Here is a 13,413-nt window from a genome sequence, read left to right on the forward strand (position 1 = left end):
ATACGACGGACCGACTCGCTCTTGCGCCCGGCAAGCGTGCTACGCCGCGTCCGCGAGCTCGCCCCTGTCTTCTGGCAAGGGACTCCGAGACAGGAGGATACTCAGCAGCGCCTCGCCACCGACGTCTCCCGCAGCCTGTCGCTCGGAAAGCACGCGCGCGAGGTGCAACCGATCGGCAGCTCAGCCAGGAAGGCGGCTCGAAGGACCGCGATGGTGCGAGTGAGCCACCGCGTCAGAGCGGGAGCTGGGCGCCGTCGCGGGTGACCAGGCTCTGTCTCGAAACGCGGCTCAGACCCCGCGCCTCTCACTCGCCCTTGCGCACGTACTCGTGCTGCACGCCGGTCCACGGCGTCACCATCCCCGCGGCCGACATGTAGCCCGTCATCGGCAGCACCCGCTCGTCGCCCGCCAGCTGGCGCCCGGCCGCGTAGCGCCGCCGCAGCGCCCCGCGCAGCCACGCCGGAGGGTCGCCGTCGACCCAGATCGCCGCGAACTCTCCGCGGCTCACCGCCGCCGCCAGCGTCGCCTCGACCTCCTTCTGCCTGTCCTTCGGGACATCGTGGATCCCCATCGACCCCACGTGCCCCGGCCCGCCGGCGAGCACGCTCCACCACGGCCGGTGCAGCGCCAGGATCGGCCGCGGTTCGCCCTCGAGCTCGGCCCGCAGCGCCGCCGCCCGGGCCCGCAGCGCCGCCGGCGGGATCGTCCGCCACAGATCTTGCCGCACGTAGCTGTCCTTCAGGCCAGCCAACCCGCGGTCCTGGATCGGCTGATACGTCGGCTCGATCACCAGCGCGAACACCAGCTGCGCCGCCACCAGCCCCAGCGCGACCGCCTCGCCGCGCCCGACCGGCAGCATCACCGCCAGCCACGCCGACGCGAAGCACACCCCCGGCATGAACGCGTTCGGCTCGGCCCACTGCGTCGAGTAGCCCAGCGCCGACACCAGCAGCCCCGCCGCCGCCATCACCCCCCAGTACGCCGGCCCGCGCCACCTTCCCGCAGCGACATGTTCTCTCCAACATGCCCGATCGGCCACGATCTTCCCGCCGACGAGCCCCGCCAGCACCAACAAGAACGGCGCCGCGTGTAAAAACATCCCCCAGGTCTTGCGCCAGAACCGCACCGCGTTGAACGCGTGCGATTGATGCAACTTATAAATGTATGTCCATAGCCGCCCCTCGGTCAGCCATTGGCCGAGCAGCACCCCGCCGCCGTCGATCGCCGCGATCGTGGCCGCGTAGATCCACACCAGCCGCGGCGCGACGATGAGCCCGCCGACTCCGCTCGCCAGCACGAACACCGCCGCGGTCTGCTTGGCCCAGAACGACGCGGCCACCAGCGTCCCCGCCGCGATCACCCGGCGCACGCGCCCCCCGCTCTCGCGCAGCAGGATCAGCCCCCACAGCAGCAGTGCGAGAAAAAAACTGTCGGCGCGGGCCACGTCGTACCAGCGGAACGTGAACACGTACCCCGATAAAAACAGCCCCACCGCCGCGGCCGCGTGCGCGCGCGGCTTGCCCTCGAATCGCACCAGTCGCCACAGCCCCGCGGCCACCGCCCCCACCGCCGCGATGCTCACCGCGCGCCCGAGCACGTAGCCGAGCGGCAGCACCCAGCCGAGGACCGCCAGCACCGCCGGATACAGCGGCGTGTACAGGAACGGCACGAACTCCGCCGACGGCTCGGGGTAGATGCTCTGCCCCTGCTGCAACCGCAAGGCAGTGTGCAGGCTCCCGCCCTCCATCCATTCGAGCTCGAGCGGGAAGCCGATCCGGCTCGCGAATACCACCACCATCACGACCGCCCACGCGATCGCCAGCGCGACCACCAGCCCCCGCAAGCGCCCCACCCACACGCTCACTGCCCCGCCTCGTCGACGAAGGGACCGACCGCGCGGCCGCGCCGGCGCAGACAGCAGTAATAACCGACCTCGAGCATTCCGCCCGGCTCGTGCGGATCGCTCACCGTCCCGGGCTCGGCGCACGCCCACACCATGTCGCGCCCGAAGCCGCGGTTCTGCGCCGCGGCCGGCGGCGGCCGCTTCGGCCCCACGTGCCCCACGTGACAGAAGAGGTCCGGGTCGCGCGCGACGATCACCGACTGCGGCGCCATCAGCTGGTGCCCGGGCCGCGCCTTCACCTGCGGCCGCACCTCGACCTCCCGCGGCCAGCGATCGACCAGCCCGTACACGTCGACCGCCCGCAGCCGCGACGCGTACGGCAACGCCCCCGCCGCCCCGACAGTGATCACAATGTCCTCCGGGACATGCTCTTTCAGCCATGTACCGGCGGCCACCCGCTCGCGCGCGAACCGGTCCATCGCGGTCACGCCCTCCCAGCGGCCGTCGAGCCACCCGGTCGGCGTCGCCCGGTCCGCCGCCACGCGCTCGCGCGCAAGCACCCCGAGGACCGCCGCCAGCAGCACTCCGACGATCGTCGCCACCACCGGCCCGCGCCGCCCCGGCAGCCGCTCGCCCGCCTCGATCAGCAGCCACCCCACCAGCCCCGCCGTCAGCGCGGTCGCCACCACCAGGAAGCGCCCGTAGGCCGTGAAGTCGCCGCCGACCGACCACGCGTAGGCGAGCACCGCCGCGATCGGCAGCACCAGCGCAGCGTGCCGGGCGCGCAGCAGCAGGGCCAGCGGCGCCAGCCACACCAGCCGCAGCGCGCTCGCCCACGCCCCCACGTACGCCACCCCGAACGTGTCGCGCAGCAGCCGGCCGTGCTGCTTGATCGCCCACGTGTTCGGCAGCCACTCCCCGTAGTACGACCACCGCCACAGCAGGTGCCCGAGCAGCGGCCCGCCCGCGAGCGCCCCCGCGAGCGCCGCCTCGCGCGCCGAGGGCAACCGCTCTCGCCTGCCCCCGAGGACATGCCCGATCGACCATGTCGCAAAAAACACCCCGATCGGCAGCACCGCGTCGGGCCGGGTCAGCCCCGCCAGCGCGGTCAGCAGCCCGGCCGCCCGCCACCGCCCGCTCGCAGTCGCCGCCATCGCCGCGATCGTCAGGGCCGCCGCCCACGCCGTCTCGAGCCCGCCGTGGGCCCACACCACGTACTCCGGCGCCGCCGCCAGCAAGAACCCCGGGATCAGGTCGGCCGCCGTCCACGCGCTCGCGCCTCGCAGCGCCCGCACCAGCACGACCGTCACCGCCGCCCCCGCCAGCGCCCCGAGCTGCGTCAGCCACGGCGCCAGGACCTCGGGCAGCGCCCCGAGACATGTCCCGAAGGCCAGCACGATCACCCACAGGAAATTCGTATAACCCTCGACGCGCTCGCCGAGGTTGTACTCGAGCGCCCCGTGCTCCGCGAGGTTCCACGCGTAGCGGAACGAGATGTACGCGTCGTCGCAGACGAACTGCCACGCCCGCGCGTGCAGCAGCAGCGCCGCCGCGGCCGCGACCGCCAGCGCGACCGCGGCGATCTTCTGCCCGCGCCCGGCCGGCATCACAGCGACCGACGCAGCGCCTCGGGGTCTTGCGCCGCGCTCATCGCCGCCTCGAGCGACACCTTGCGCGAGCGGACCAGCGCCGCCAGCGACTGCTCGAGCGACACCATCCCGTCGGCGCGGCCGGTCTGGATCGCCGTGGCGATCTGGTGCCCGCGGCCCTCGCGGATCTGGGCCGCCACTGCCGCGGTCACCAGCATCTTCTCAAAGGCCACCGCGCGCTCGTTCCGCGACACCGGCACCAGCACCTGGGTCACGATCGCCTTGAGCGTGCCGGCCAGCTGCAGCCGCACCTGCGCCTGCTGGTGGCCGGAGAACCCGTCGATGATGCGGTCGACCGCCATCGCCGCCCCGGCCGCGTGCAGCGTCGACAGCACCAGGTGGCCCGTCTCCGCGGCCGTCAGCGCCGCCGAGATCGTCTCCGGGTCGCGCATCTCGCCGAGCAGGATGATGTCGGGCGCCTCGCGCAGCGACGCGCGCAGCCCCTCGGCGAAGCTGGCCACGTCGCGCCCGACCTCGCGCTGGTGGATCAGCGACTTCTTGCTCGTGAACACGTGCTCGATCGGGTCCTCGAGCGTCACCACGTGCTTCGCCGCGGTGCGGTTGACGTGCTCGACCAGCGCCGCCAGCGTCGTCGACTTGCCCGAGCCCGTCGGCCCCGTGAACAGCACCAGCCCCGCCGGGTAGCCGACCAGCGCGGTGAAGTCGTCGGGCAGGCCCAGCTCGGACAGCGTCGGCGCCTTGTCGCGCACCGGCCGGAGCGCCGCCGACAGCCCGCGCTGCTGGCGGAACAGGTTGGCGCGGAAGCGCAGCCCGCCGAGGTCGAGCGCGGTGTCGACGCTGCCCGCCGAGCGCAGCCGCGCCCGCTGCTCCGGCGCCAGCACCTTGCTGAACAGCGCCAGGATCGCCGCCTCCGAGGCCGGCACGCCGAGCTCGCGCAGGTCGCCGGCGGTGCGCACCCGCGGCGCCAGCCCGGCCGAGAAGATCACGTCGGCCGCCCCCTCCCAGTGGGCCCGCTGCAGCACCCCGCGCAGCTCGTCGGCCGCCCGCTGCGCCTCCTCGTCGGGCTCTTCGGACATGTCCTCCACGACAGGTTCGGGCGCGACCGGCGTCGGCGCGGCGACCGGCGGCGCCACCCGCCCCGGGACCGGCGGCCGCACCGGAGGCGGCGGCGTGGCCGCGCGCACCGGCGGCAGGTCGGGCACCGGGTGGCTGTCCTGATGGACAGGTTTCGCAGCACCTGTCCCTGCGGCCACCCTCGCCTTGGCCAGGCTGAGGTGGTAGCGGCCGCCGTCGATCTTGAGCTCGCCGGAGAAGCGCTGGCCCTCGAACGTGTGCTCGACCTTGACCGACTTGCGGGCGTCGAGCTCCTGGCGCTGCTCCGGGGTGACGAGGTCCTCGAAGAACATCGCCACCATCTCGTGGCTGACCTTCGGCATGGACAGCGGCACGTCGGCGCCGGCGCGTTTGAGCGAGGGGACGCGTTCGGAGGCGAGGACCAGGCCGTCGGCCTTCTGGGCGTCGAGGATCTTGAGCAGCGAGTCGATCGCGGCCATGGCGCCGGGTATAGCGCGAGGTCCGGGCACCTCGCCAGTGCCCCTCGTCCGATGCGCGCGCAGCCCGGCCGTGGCATCGTCGGGGCGCGTGCACGTGTTTTATTCCGACCAATTCGTGCTGCCGCTCCCGCCCGGCCACCGCTTCCCGATGGCCAAGTACGCCGCTCTGCGCGCGCGCGTGGCCGCCAGCGGCCTGGTGGACCCGGCCGACATGCACGTGCCCGAGCGGGCGACCCGGGAGCAGCTCGCGCTGGCGCACGACCCCGGCTACGTCGATCGCGTCTGCCGCGGCGAGCTCAGCGCCCGCGAGCAGCGCGAGATCGGCTTCCCCTGGTCGGAGCCGATGGTCGAGCGCTCGCTGCGGTCGACCGGCGCCACCATCGGCGCCTGCCGGGCCGCGCTGATCCACCGCAGCTTCGCCGTCAACCTCGCCGGCGGCACCCACCACGCCTTCCGCGACCGCGGCGACGGCTACTGCGTCTTCAACGACAGCGCCGTCGCGGCCCGCGTCATGCAGGCCGAGCGCCGCGCCGCCCGCGTCCTCGTCGTCGACTGCGACGTCCACCAGGGCGACGGCACCGCCAGCATCCTCGCCGGCGACGACACGATCTTCACCTTCTCGATCCACGGCGCCAAGAACTACCCCTTTAAAAAGCAGCACAGCGACCTCGACATCGAGCTCGCCGACCGCACCGGCGACGAGGACTACCTCGCCGCCCTCGACCGCGGCCTCGCCGAGTCCCTCGGCCGCGCGACCCCCGACCTCGCCATCTACCTCGCCGGCGCCGACCCCTACGAGGGCGACCGCCTCGGCCGCCTCGCCCTCACGAAGGACGGCCTGGCGCAGCGCGACCGCCTGGTCTTGGGGACATTGCGAGAAGCACAGGTCCCGACGGCCATCTCGATGGCGGGCGGCTACGCGAAGGAGCTCGAGGACGTGGTCGAGATCCACTTCACGACGGTGAAGACCGCCGCCGAGCTCGCGCCGTAGCGCAAGAGGACCACGATGCTCGTCAAGCTGATCACCCTTCAATCCCCCGACCGCGACGAACCACTGGAGACCCTCACCCTGGGGCGAAGCTATGAGGTCCTCGCTTGGACAGGCGATTGGTACTGCCTGTTAGACGATGACGACGAGCCCTACCTGTATGTCGCCGGTTGCTTTGAGGTGATCGATCCCTCGGAGCCCGATTTCTGGGTCGAGGAGTGGTTCTACGGCGAGAGGTACGCTTCGCCGCCGGAGTGGGCGAAGCGCGGGTTCTGGGAGCACTTCGACGATGACGATCCCGCCGCCGGTCGGGCGTTTTGGACCACTCTCCGGCGCAGGTACCCCTGGACCTGGCAAGAGCGCGGCTTCTGGACCTGGCAAGACCGCGGCTTCGACGAATGACGGGAGGTCGAGAGACATCCGCGAGACCGCCGCCGAGCTCGCGCCTTGGCGCAAGAGGATCACGATGCTCGTCAAGCTGATCACCCTTCAATCCCCCGACCGCGACGAACCACTGCAAACCCTCACCCTGTGGCGAAGCTATGAGGTCCTCGCGCTCGAGGGCGACTGGTACCGCCTGTTGAACGATGAAGACGGGCCCTACCTGTACGTCCCGAGCTGCTTCGAGGTGATCGATCCCTCGGAGCCCGATTTCTGGGTCGAGCAGTGGTTCGAAGACGAGCGGTACGCCTCGCCACCGGAGTGGGCAGAAAGCGGGTTCTGGGAGGACTTCTTCGAGGACGATCCTGCCGCCCTTCAGGCGTTTTGGAGCACCCTCCGGCGCAGGTATCCGCGGACCTGGCAAGAGCGCGGTCTCGACGAATGACGGGACGTCGAGAGAGCGCCCTCATCCTCTCGTATCACGACACCACACGACGCACTCGGACCCCGAGCTCCTGCAAGCGCCGCAACACCTGCCCCGGCTCGAGCAGGCTCTCCGGGTGATACAGCCCCGGCGCCGGCGCCGGCTCCCCCGTGAGCCCGAGCAACCGCTCCGTTGCGAGCGCCGCCCCGTGCGCGCTGAGGCGGGCGTACACGTCGTCGTCGACCAGCTCGACGCGCACCTGCTTCCGCTCGCCGTCGTGGCCCTCGCCGGCGATCTCCACGATCAGCTCCGTCGACGGCCCCTGCCCGGTGCTCTCGCGCGCCGCGAAGTCGACGCGCAGCGACTTCGCGTCGGTCGCGGCCGCCAGGCTGACGACGTCCAGCAGCGGCAGCGCCTGGCCCTGACGCTTCACTCCCGTGACGTCGACGATCTCCCGCACGGCGTCCTGCCCTTCGACCCATCGCCACAGCCCGTCATGGCGGATCAGCGCGCTCGGGAACTGCTGCACCAATCGCTCGAAGTCGGCCTGCGACGCCGGCCCGCCCTGATCGTCGGGATCGACGACCCCCGCCAGCGCGATCGACTCCACCCTTTTTAAAAATTCTCTGGCGAAGTGCAGCGCAGCGAGCGTGCCGATCCCGCCGAACACGTGCCCGAGCATGAGGATCGGGGCGCGCTCCGGCCCCTGGACGTAATGCGCGAGCTCCGGCCCGATCTCGAACGCGAAGCTCGCGAACGACAGATACGCCAGCCCCCGCCCCTGCGCATATTTCAAAGAGTTCAGCCACGGGTCCTTGAGCAGCGTGACCACTGCGCTGAACGCCGCGACGGGCTCCAATCCGAGGTCTTCGCGCGAGAGGTCGACCACGATCGCGGTCGTCGGCCCGCCGACCTCCGCGGCGACCGCGGCCGCCTTCGCCCCATCGCGCCCCGCGAGCACGAGCGGCAGTTCGGGCTGCAGGCGGCGCAGCGTCCTGGCCACGCGGCTACCGACCACGCCGGAGCCGCCGAGCAACAAAACCGGATTCTTCATGGATGCAGACATACGAATGAACTCCCTTCATGAAAGCGACGCGACCGACTCACGCGCGACGAATGCTGGTACCGAACTCCTCGAGCCGGCGGAGCAGGTACTGGGGCTCGATGACGACGTGCGGCAGGTACAGCCCCGGCGGCACCGGCGGCCCGCCCGCCAGGCCCAGGAGGCGCTCGACGGCGACGGCCACCCCGACCGCAGTGATGGGCGCCTGCCCCTGCGGGTGCACCAGCTCGTGGCGCGAATGGCCCTTCGTGCCGTCGCTCCGCGTGCCGGTGATCTCGAGGATGATCTCGGTGGAGAACGGCTCGCCGCGCCGCCGGCTGGACGACTCGCCGAGCGCGAAGACGCTGCGGATCGATCTCGCACCGGTGGCGGTCGCGAGGCCCAGGACGTCGAGCAGCGAATAGCCCTGGCCCGTCAGCTCGCGCCCGTCGACGGCCTTGAAAACGCGCGAGGCCGCCTCCCCGAGGACCCAGGACCACTTGCCGTCGACCCGCTGCAAGGCGGCGGGCGCGGCCTTCGTCTGCCGCTCCAGGTCGGCGTAGGCGGCCGGCCCGCCGACGTCCTGCTCGTCGAGGACCGCCGCGAGCTCGATCGACTCCACGCTGCGGAACTCGCGGGCGAACTGCAGCGCCGCGAGGGTGGCCGCGCCCGCCAGCCAGGTGCCGTCGAGGAGGATCGGCGCGCTCTTCGGCCGGTGCACGAACAGCCCGACCGCCGGCCCCAGCTCGAACACCGCCGTCGAGATCTCGAGGTACGGCACGCCCCGCGCCTGCGCGAACGCCAGCGAGTTCAGCGTGTCGTCCTTCACGAACATCACCACCGCGCTGTAGCGCCGGTCGGCCTGCTGCCCGAGATCCGGGCGCTCGAGGTCGACGACGACCGCGTCGGCGTAACCGATCTCCTCGGCCACCGCCCGCGCCCTCGCCAGGTCGCGCCCGCCGATCGTGATCGGCAGGTCCGCGTGAAGCCGACGCAGCGTGCGCGCGGCGAGCGAGCCGACGACGCCGGAGCCGCCGACGATGAGAACAGATGCTCGTGTACCACTCGTAGTCATGACAAAGACCTCCTCTCGCACGGCGGCCAGGACCGCCGTGATTGCCCTCGGCGCCCAGCTGGCGCCGCAACTTACTTTTGGTAAGTTACGGATGGTAATATGACCGGGGGGTGCTACTGTCAAGGCGACCGCGCAGAAAAACCCGCGCGGCCCAGCACGCGCCCGAGCCATGACTGCGACCACCACCAAGCGACTGCCGAAGGCCGAGCGGCGCACCCAGTTGCTCGCGACCGCGCAGCAGATCGTCCGCGAGGAGGGGACCGATGCGTTGACGCTCGGCTACCTCGCCGAGCGCGCCGGCGTCAGCAAGCCGATCACCTACGGCCACTTTCAGACGCGGTCCGGCCTGCTGGTCGCGCTCGCCCGGGAGCTCGACGATCGCCACATCGAGGCCCTGCACGAGGCCCTGAAGCGCACGCGCCAGCGCCTGCCCGAGGTCGCCCGCGTGATCAGCGGCGCCTACATGCACTGCTACACCACGGTGGGCCCCGAGTGGCTGGCGATCCTCGCCGCCCTGCAGGGCGACAGCGAGTCCGAGGCGGTCGCGCAGGAGCTGCAGGACCGCTACGTCACGATCTACCGCGACGCCCTCGCCCCCTTCACCGACCTGCCGCAGCGCGAGCTGCAGCGCCGCTGCGTCGCCATCCTCGGCGCCGCCGAGGCGCTCGGCCGCGACCTGTTCCGCGACCGCATCGACGAGCCCGCCGCCGCCGCGACCCTCGCCTCGCTCATCGTCGCCTGGCTGTCGTGATCGCCACGTCGAACACTCCTGGCCTCGAGGACAGGCGAAGCACCACGAGAAAGCCGCGCCTCACCGCAGGCGGTCGAGCTCGCCGGTGCAGTCGAGCGTCGCGCCGTTCTTGAGCGGCACCGACGTCACCCCGACCGCGTCGCGCTCGACCCCCATCGCCCGGGCGATCGACACCAGCAGGCGGTTGTGCGGTGGGCCTTGCAGCTCGTCGCCGAGCAGCCCGGGCACCACGTTCGTCTGGCGCCAGTACAGGTACCGGCCCGGCTTATCAAAATACCCGGTCCCGCCGGCCAGCACCACCGGCAGGCGGTACAGCTGGTGTTCGGGCGTCCCGAGCTCGCTCGACCACACGACCACGGTGTCGTCGAGCAGCGTCCCGCCCGCGCTCGGGATGTCCTCGAGGACATCCAGCAGCTTCGCCACGTCGTTCGCGTGGTAGCGGCCGAAGTTGGTCATCACCTGGGCCGCGACCGGGTCGGACGAGACCGCGTGGGCGAAGTCGTTGTGGAGGTCGCCGGGCGGCGCCCCGACCTGCTCGTTGCGCAGGCCCCACAGCGCCAGCACTGCCACCCGGGTCAGGTCGCACGACAGCGCCAGCGCGGTCAGCGTCGTGAACAGCTGCGTGCGCTGGTCGTACCACTCCGGGTCCTCCCACGGCGCCGCCGCGCCCGGCGGGGCCGGCACCTCACATGTCTTTTGGGACAGCGCCTCGAGCTGCAGCTCGAGCGCGCGCAGCAGGTCGCGGTGCTGCTCGACCTTGAGGCGGTCGTCGGCGCCGAGGCGCGGCGCGACCGCGGCGAACTGCTCGCGGGCCAGCGCGACCACCCCGCGCTGGCGGGCGCGGATCGCCGCCGCGTCGCCGGGCAGCGGCGCGTCGCCGGGCCCGTCGGGGAACAGCCGCGTGTACAGCTCGGCCGGCTCGTAGATGTACGGCAGCGTCTTGCCGCTCGCGTCGTACGAGTACGGCCAGCTGCCGTGCGACACCTGCAGCGACGCGATCTGGCCCGGTTCGGCGATCGCCGCCGCCACGATCTGATCGATCGACGGCCCCTGCGCGTGCGCCGGCCCGTCCTCGAGGTCCACCGCCTGCGTCCCCGTCAGCGCCGTCGCGTGGCCCTCCTTGTGCTCGTTGAGCGCGGTCGTCAGGCCGACCGCGTTGCCGAGCCCGTCGAGGATCGAAAGGCGCGCGCGGTGGCGGTGGAGGGGTCGCAAGATCTCGCTGAAATCTGCCTCGGAGAGCGAGGCGAGCGGCGCCTCCCAGTCCTCGTCCTCCGACATCTCGCCGGGGCGCATGCGCCAGCGCGGGTAGACCGCGCCGTGCTCCGTCATCACCACCAGCAGGCGTCGCACCGGCGCGTCGTCACCCGCTCGCGCGCCGCGCGGCAGCAGCGACGGCAGCCACAGCGCGCCGAGGCCGAGGCCGAGGCCGCCGCGCAGCCACGCGCGACGCGACGTCGACGTCACGGAACCTCCGTCGCGCGGGTCGAGTCCGCGCGCTTCGTGGTGCGCACGATCGCGCTCGCGTGTGGGCCGCCAGCCGCGTGCATGCCGGTCCTGCGGACATGCACATGCATCACTCGCGCGACCATCGCTGTCACCCTACGAGCTGCGTCGCGGTGGGTCAAGGCGCGCGGCGCTCACCCATGGAGAGCGTTGACACGTTCGCGCGGGCTTCTTTACAGTCCAGAAGCAGTGTCGGTCACGATCGAGGGCGAGCGCATCGATCAGCTCCTGCGCATCATCGTGGCGGCGGCGACGGGCGACTACGAGTTGCGGGTCCCGCTGGTCGAGGAGGACGACGACGAGTTCCTCGAGGTCGAGCTCGGCGTGAACTACTTGCTCGAGGAGCTGACGCTCGGCAAGGCCAGGAGCGACGGCCAGCGCCAGCAGCTCGAGGCGCGCGCCGAGGAGCTGGCGCACCAGCAGAGCGAGCTGGTGCAGGCGCTGTCGACCCCGGTGATCGCGGTGTGGCCGGGCGTGCTGGCGCTGCCGCTGGTCGGCCGCGTCGACGACGAGCGGGCCGCGACGATCACCGCCGTCCTGCTCGAGCGGGTCACCGCCGAGCGGGCCACCCACGTCATCCTCGACCTCACCGGCGTCGGCACGATTGCCGGCAACACCATGCCGGCGCTGCTCCGCATGGTCCGCGCGATCGGCCTGCTCGGCGCCTCCTGCCTGCTCACCGGCATCAGCCCCCCGGTCGCGCAGCAGATCGTCGCGCTCGGGGCGACCGCGGGCGGCGCGTCGGTGCGCGCGCTCGCCCAGCTGAGCGACGCCCTCGCGTTCGTCTTGGCCCAGAAAGGCGCGCTCCAGCGCTGATCATGCCGTTCCGCTACGAGGAGCTGGTGACGCCCAGAGGCCGCCCGTACGTGCGCGTGCACGTCTCGGGCGACATCGACATCCGCGACGCCGAGGAGTACGTGGCGAAGTTCCTCGGGCCGTACCTGCGCCGGCACGTGCTGTCGGTGGTGGCGAGCGGCACCGAGTACACGGCCAGGGCGCGCAAGCACCTGCTGGCGATGAACGACGCCGGCCCGCACGCGACCGTGACGAACAGCGCGCTGGTGCGGACGGCGATCAATCTGATGACGCGGTCCCAGGACAACCCGAACTACCGCGTTTTCGCCGACGAGCTCGCGGCGCTCGCCTGGCTCGACGAGCAGGAGGCTTGATGTGTCGCTGACGATCTCGCACGCGCGGATCCACGAGCTCCTGAACGTGCTGGTCACCGCCGGCAGCGGCGACTACGACGTCCGGGTCCGGCTCGAGGAGAACGAGGACGCGCTGCTCGACGTCGAGATGGGCATCAACTACCTGCTCGACGAGCTCATCGATCGCCGCGACCAGAACGAGGCCCAGGAGGAGGAGCTGCTGACGCGCGCGCGGCAGCTGGCGCGCCAGCAGGAGGAGCTGGTGCAGGCGCTGTCGACCCCGGTGATCGTCGTGTGGCCGGGCGTGCTGGCGCTCCCGCTGGTCGGCCGCATCGACGACGCCCGCGCGGCCACCATCACGAGCGCGTTGCTCGAGCGAGTCACCGCCGAGCAGGCCACGCACGTCATCCTCGACCTCACCGGCGTCGCCGCGATCGCCGGCGCCACCATGCCGGCGCTGCTCCGCATGGTCCGCGCGATCGGCCTGCTCGGCGCGCGCTGCCTCCTCACCGGCATCCGCCCCGAGGTCGCCCCACAGATCGTCGAGCTCGGCGGCGACGACCTCCACGTCCGCGCGCTCGCACAATTGTCCGACGCGCTCGCCCTGGTGCTCGCCGACAAGGGCGTGCTCGACCAGCCGCACAGATAGGAGCCACGCGCATGCCGTTCCTGTTCGAAGAGGCCACGACGCCGCAGGGCAAGCCGCTGCTGCGGATCCTCGCCCGAGGCGAGGTCACGCTCGCCGACGCCGAGGCGCTCGGCGCTCGCATCGAGCCCGGCGCCCGCAACCATCGCTGGCGGATCCTCAGCGTCGTCGAGAAGGGCACCGAGTACTCGTCCGCGGCCCGCAAGTACTTCCCGAACCTGCAGCCCATGTACGGCGCGATCGCCGTCTTCGTCACCAGCCCGATCGTCCGCGCCGCGATCAACATGATGATGCGGCTGACGGGCCAGGCGCCGAACCTGCGCCTGTTCAGCACGGAGGAAGAGGGCCTGGCCTGGCTGGACGCCCTCGAGATCTGACGCGCTCTCGCCCTGGACGGCGGTTTCGGCCCGGAACGCGCGGATCCGCCGCGCCGTGGTATAAGGTGCGCC

The 13,413-nt window shown here is 71.9% G+C and carries 14 protein-coding genes; 8 read left to right on the forward strand and 6 right to left on the reverse strand.

Annotated features, from left to right (window positions below):
- Positions 1 to 304: 304 nt before the first annotated feature.
- Genes O0S08_RS45645 through O0S08_RS45655 form a run of 3 tightly spaced genes read right to left on the reverse strand, consistent with a single transcriptional unit; the run spans position 305 to position 5,006 of the window.
- Positions 305 to 1,864 carry a hypothetical protein gene (locus tag O0S08_RS45645; RefSeq protein ID WP_269035810.1) on the reverse strand — a complete coding sequence of 520 codons (1,560 nt, stop codon included), beginning with the start codon at positions 1,862 to 1,864 and terminating at the stop codon, positions 305 to 307.
- Positions 1,861 to 3,450, reverse strand: coding sequence for a DUF8728 domain-containing protein (locus O0S08_RS45650; protein WP_269035811.1), 1,590 nt, complete (start codon positions 3,448 to 3,450; stop codon positions 1,861 to 1,863). Before O0S08_RS45650 ends, O0S08_RS45645 begins: the two co-directional genes overlap by 4 nt.
- Positions 3,450 to 5,006 (reverse strand): type IV pilus twitching motility protein PilT, encoded by a 1,557-nt coding sequence (locus O0S08_RS45655; protein ID WP_269035812.1) that lies wholly within the window; start codon positions 5,004 to 5,006, stop codon positions 3,450 to 3,452. Before O0S08_RS45655 ends, O0S08_RS45650 begins: the two co-directional genes overlap by 1 nt.
- A gap of 88 nt (positions 5,007 to 5,094) precedes the next feature.
- Here O0S08_RS45655 and O0S08_RS45660 point away from each other — a divergent pair, with 88 nt between their 5' ends.
- The 3 genes from O0S08_RS45660 (at position 5,095) to O0S08_RS45670 (ending at position 6,820) form a co-directional block, all read left to right on the forward strand.
- Complete coding sequence (locus tag O0S08_RS45660; protein ID WP_269035813.1) at positions 5,095 to 5,997, forward strand: histone deacetylase family protein; 903 nt, start codon at positions 5,095 to 5,097, stop codon at positions 5,995 to 5,997.
- A gap of 15 nt (positions 5,998 to 6,012) precedes the next feature.
- The gene (locus tag O0S08_RS45665) at positions 6,013 to 6,396 is read left to right on the forward strand and encodes a hypothetical protein (protein ID WP_269035814.1); all 384 of its coding nucleotides are present in this window, start codon (positions 6,013 to 6,015) and stop codon (positions 6,394 to 6,396) included.
- A 64-nt stretch (positions 6,397 to 6,460) separates the two neighbouring features.
- Entirely contained in the window at positions 6,461 to 6,820 is a 360-nt protein-coding gene (locus tag O0S08_RS45670; RefSeq protein WP_269035815.1) for a hypothetical protein, read from the forward strand.
- Positions 6,821 to 6,854: 34 nt separating this feature from the next.
- On the opposite strand, the gene O0S08_RS45675 is transcribed toward O0S08_RS45670, so the two are convergent.
- Both O0S08_RS45675 and O0S08_RS45680 read right to left on the reverse strand, forming a co-directional pair.
- Positions 6,855 to 7,853 carry a hypothetical protein gene (locus O0S08_RS45675; RefSeq protein WP_269035816.1) on the reverse strand — a complete coding sequence of 333 codons (999 nt, stop codon included), beginning with the start codon at positions 7,851 to 7,853 and terminating at the stop codon, positions 6,855 to 6,857.
- A gap of 49 nt (positions 7,854 to 7,902) precedes the next feature.
- Entirely contained in the window at positions 7,903 to 8,916 is a 1,014-nt protein-coding gene (locus O0S08_RS45680; protein WP_269035817.1) for a Rossmann-fold NAD(P)-binding domain-containing protein, read from the reverse strand.
- 169 nt (positions 8,917 to 9,085) lie between these two features.
- Here O0S08_RS45680 and O0S08_RS45685 point away from each other — a divergent pair, with 169 nt between their 5' ends.
- Positions 9,086 to 9,667 (forward strand): TetR/AcrR family transcriptional regulator, encoded by a 582-nt coding sequence (locus O0S08_RS45685; RefSeq protein WP_269035818.1) that lies wholly within the window; start codon positions 9,086 to 9,088, stop codon positions 9,665 to 9,667.
- A gap of 60 nt (positions 9,668 to 9,727) precedes the next feature.
- Here O0S08_RS45685 and O0S08_RS45690 read toward each other — a convergent pair whose 3' ends face one another.
- A complete protein-coding gene (locus tag O0S08_RS45690; protein ID WP_269035819.1) occupies positions 9,728 to 11,131 on the reverse strand; it encodes a DUF1552 domain-containing protein in 1,404 nt (467 codons plus the stop codon).
- Between the two features lie 228 nt (positions 11,132 to 11,359).
- Between O0S08_RS45690 and O0S08_RS45695 the strand changes: the two genes are divergently transcribed.
- Genes O0S08_RS45695 through O0S08_RS45710 form a run of 4 tightly spaced genes read left to right on the forward strand, consistent with a single transcriptional unit; the run spans position 11,360 to position 13,341 of the window.
- A complete protein-coding gene (locus O0S08_RS45695; RefSeq protein ID WP_269035820.1) occupies positions 11,360 to 11,986 on the forward strand; it encodes an STAS domain-containing protein in 627 nt (208 codons plus the stop codon).
- Between the two features lie 2 nt (positions 11,987 to 11,988).
- Positions 11,989 to 12,339, forward strand: coding sequence for a hypothetical protein (locus O0S08_RS45700; RefSeq protein WP_269035821.1), 351 nt, complete (start codon positions 11,989 to 11,991; stop codon positions 12,337 to 12,339).
- A gap of 1 nt (position 12,340) precedes the next feature.
- Positions 12,341 to 12,967 carry an STAS domain-containing protein gene (locus O0S08_RS45705; protein ID WP_269035822.1) on the forward strand — a complete coding sequence of 209 codons (627 nt, stop codon included), beginning with the start codon at positions 12,341 to 12,343 and terminating at the stop codon, positions 12,965 to 12,967.
- An 11-nt stretch (positions 12,968 to 12,978) separates the two neighbouring features.
- Complete coding sequence (locus O0S08_RS45710; RefSeq protein WP_269035823.1) at positions 12,979 to 13,341, forward strand: DUF7793 family protein; 363 nt, start codon at positions 12,979 to 12,981, stop codon at positions 13,339 to 13,341.
- The last annotated feature ends 72 nt before the right edge of the window (positions 13,342 to 13,413 follow it).

Origin of the sequence: Nannocystis punicea (genome assembly GCF_026965555.1) — a bacterium.
GTDB lineage: Bacteria > Myxococcota_A > Polyangia > Nannocystales > Nannocystaceae > Nannocystis > Nannocystis punicea.

Excerpts from the sequence above, each read along its gene's own strand:
- O0S08_RS45665 (WP_269035814.1), top strand. The coding sequence starts at position 6,013 with ATGCTCGTCAAGCTGATCACCCTTCAATCCCCCGACCGCGACGAACCA.
- O0S08_RS45675 (WP_269035816.1), bottom strand. The coding sequence starts at position 7,853 with ATGAAGAATCCGGTTTTGTTGCTCGGCGGCTCCGGCGTGGTCGGTAGC.
- O0S08_RS45680 (WP_269035817.1), bottom strand. The coding sequence starts at position 8,916 with ATGACTACGAGTGGTACACGAGCATCTGTTCTCATCGTCGGCGGCTCC.
- O0S08_RS45670 (WP_269035815.1), top strand. The coding sequence starts at position 6,461 with ATGCTCGTCAAGCTGATCACCCTTCAATCCCCCGACCGCGACGAACCA.
- O0S08_RS45650 (WP_269035811.1), bottom strand. The coding sequence starts at position 3,450 with ATGCCGGCCGGGCGCGGGCAGAAGATCGCCGCGGTCGCGCTGGCGGTC.
- O0S08_RS45700 (WP_269035821.1), top strand. The coding sequence starts at position 11,989 with ATGCCGTTCCGCTACGAGGAGCTGGTGACGCCCAGAGGCCGCCCGTAC.
- O0S08_RS45655 (WP_269035812.1), bottom strand. The coding sequence starts at position 5,006 with ATGGCCGCGATCGACTCGCTGCTCAAGATCCTCGACGCCCAGAAGGCC.
- O0S08_RS45685 (WP_269035818.1), top strand. The coding sequence starts at position 9,086 with ATGACTGCGACCACCACCAAGCGACTGCCGAAGGCCGAGCGGCGCACC.
- O0S08_RS45710 (WP_269035823.1), top strand. The coding sequence starts at position 12,979 with ATGCCGTTCCTGTTCGAAGAGGCCACGACGCCGCAGGGCAAGCCGCTG.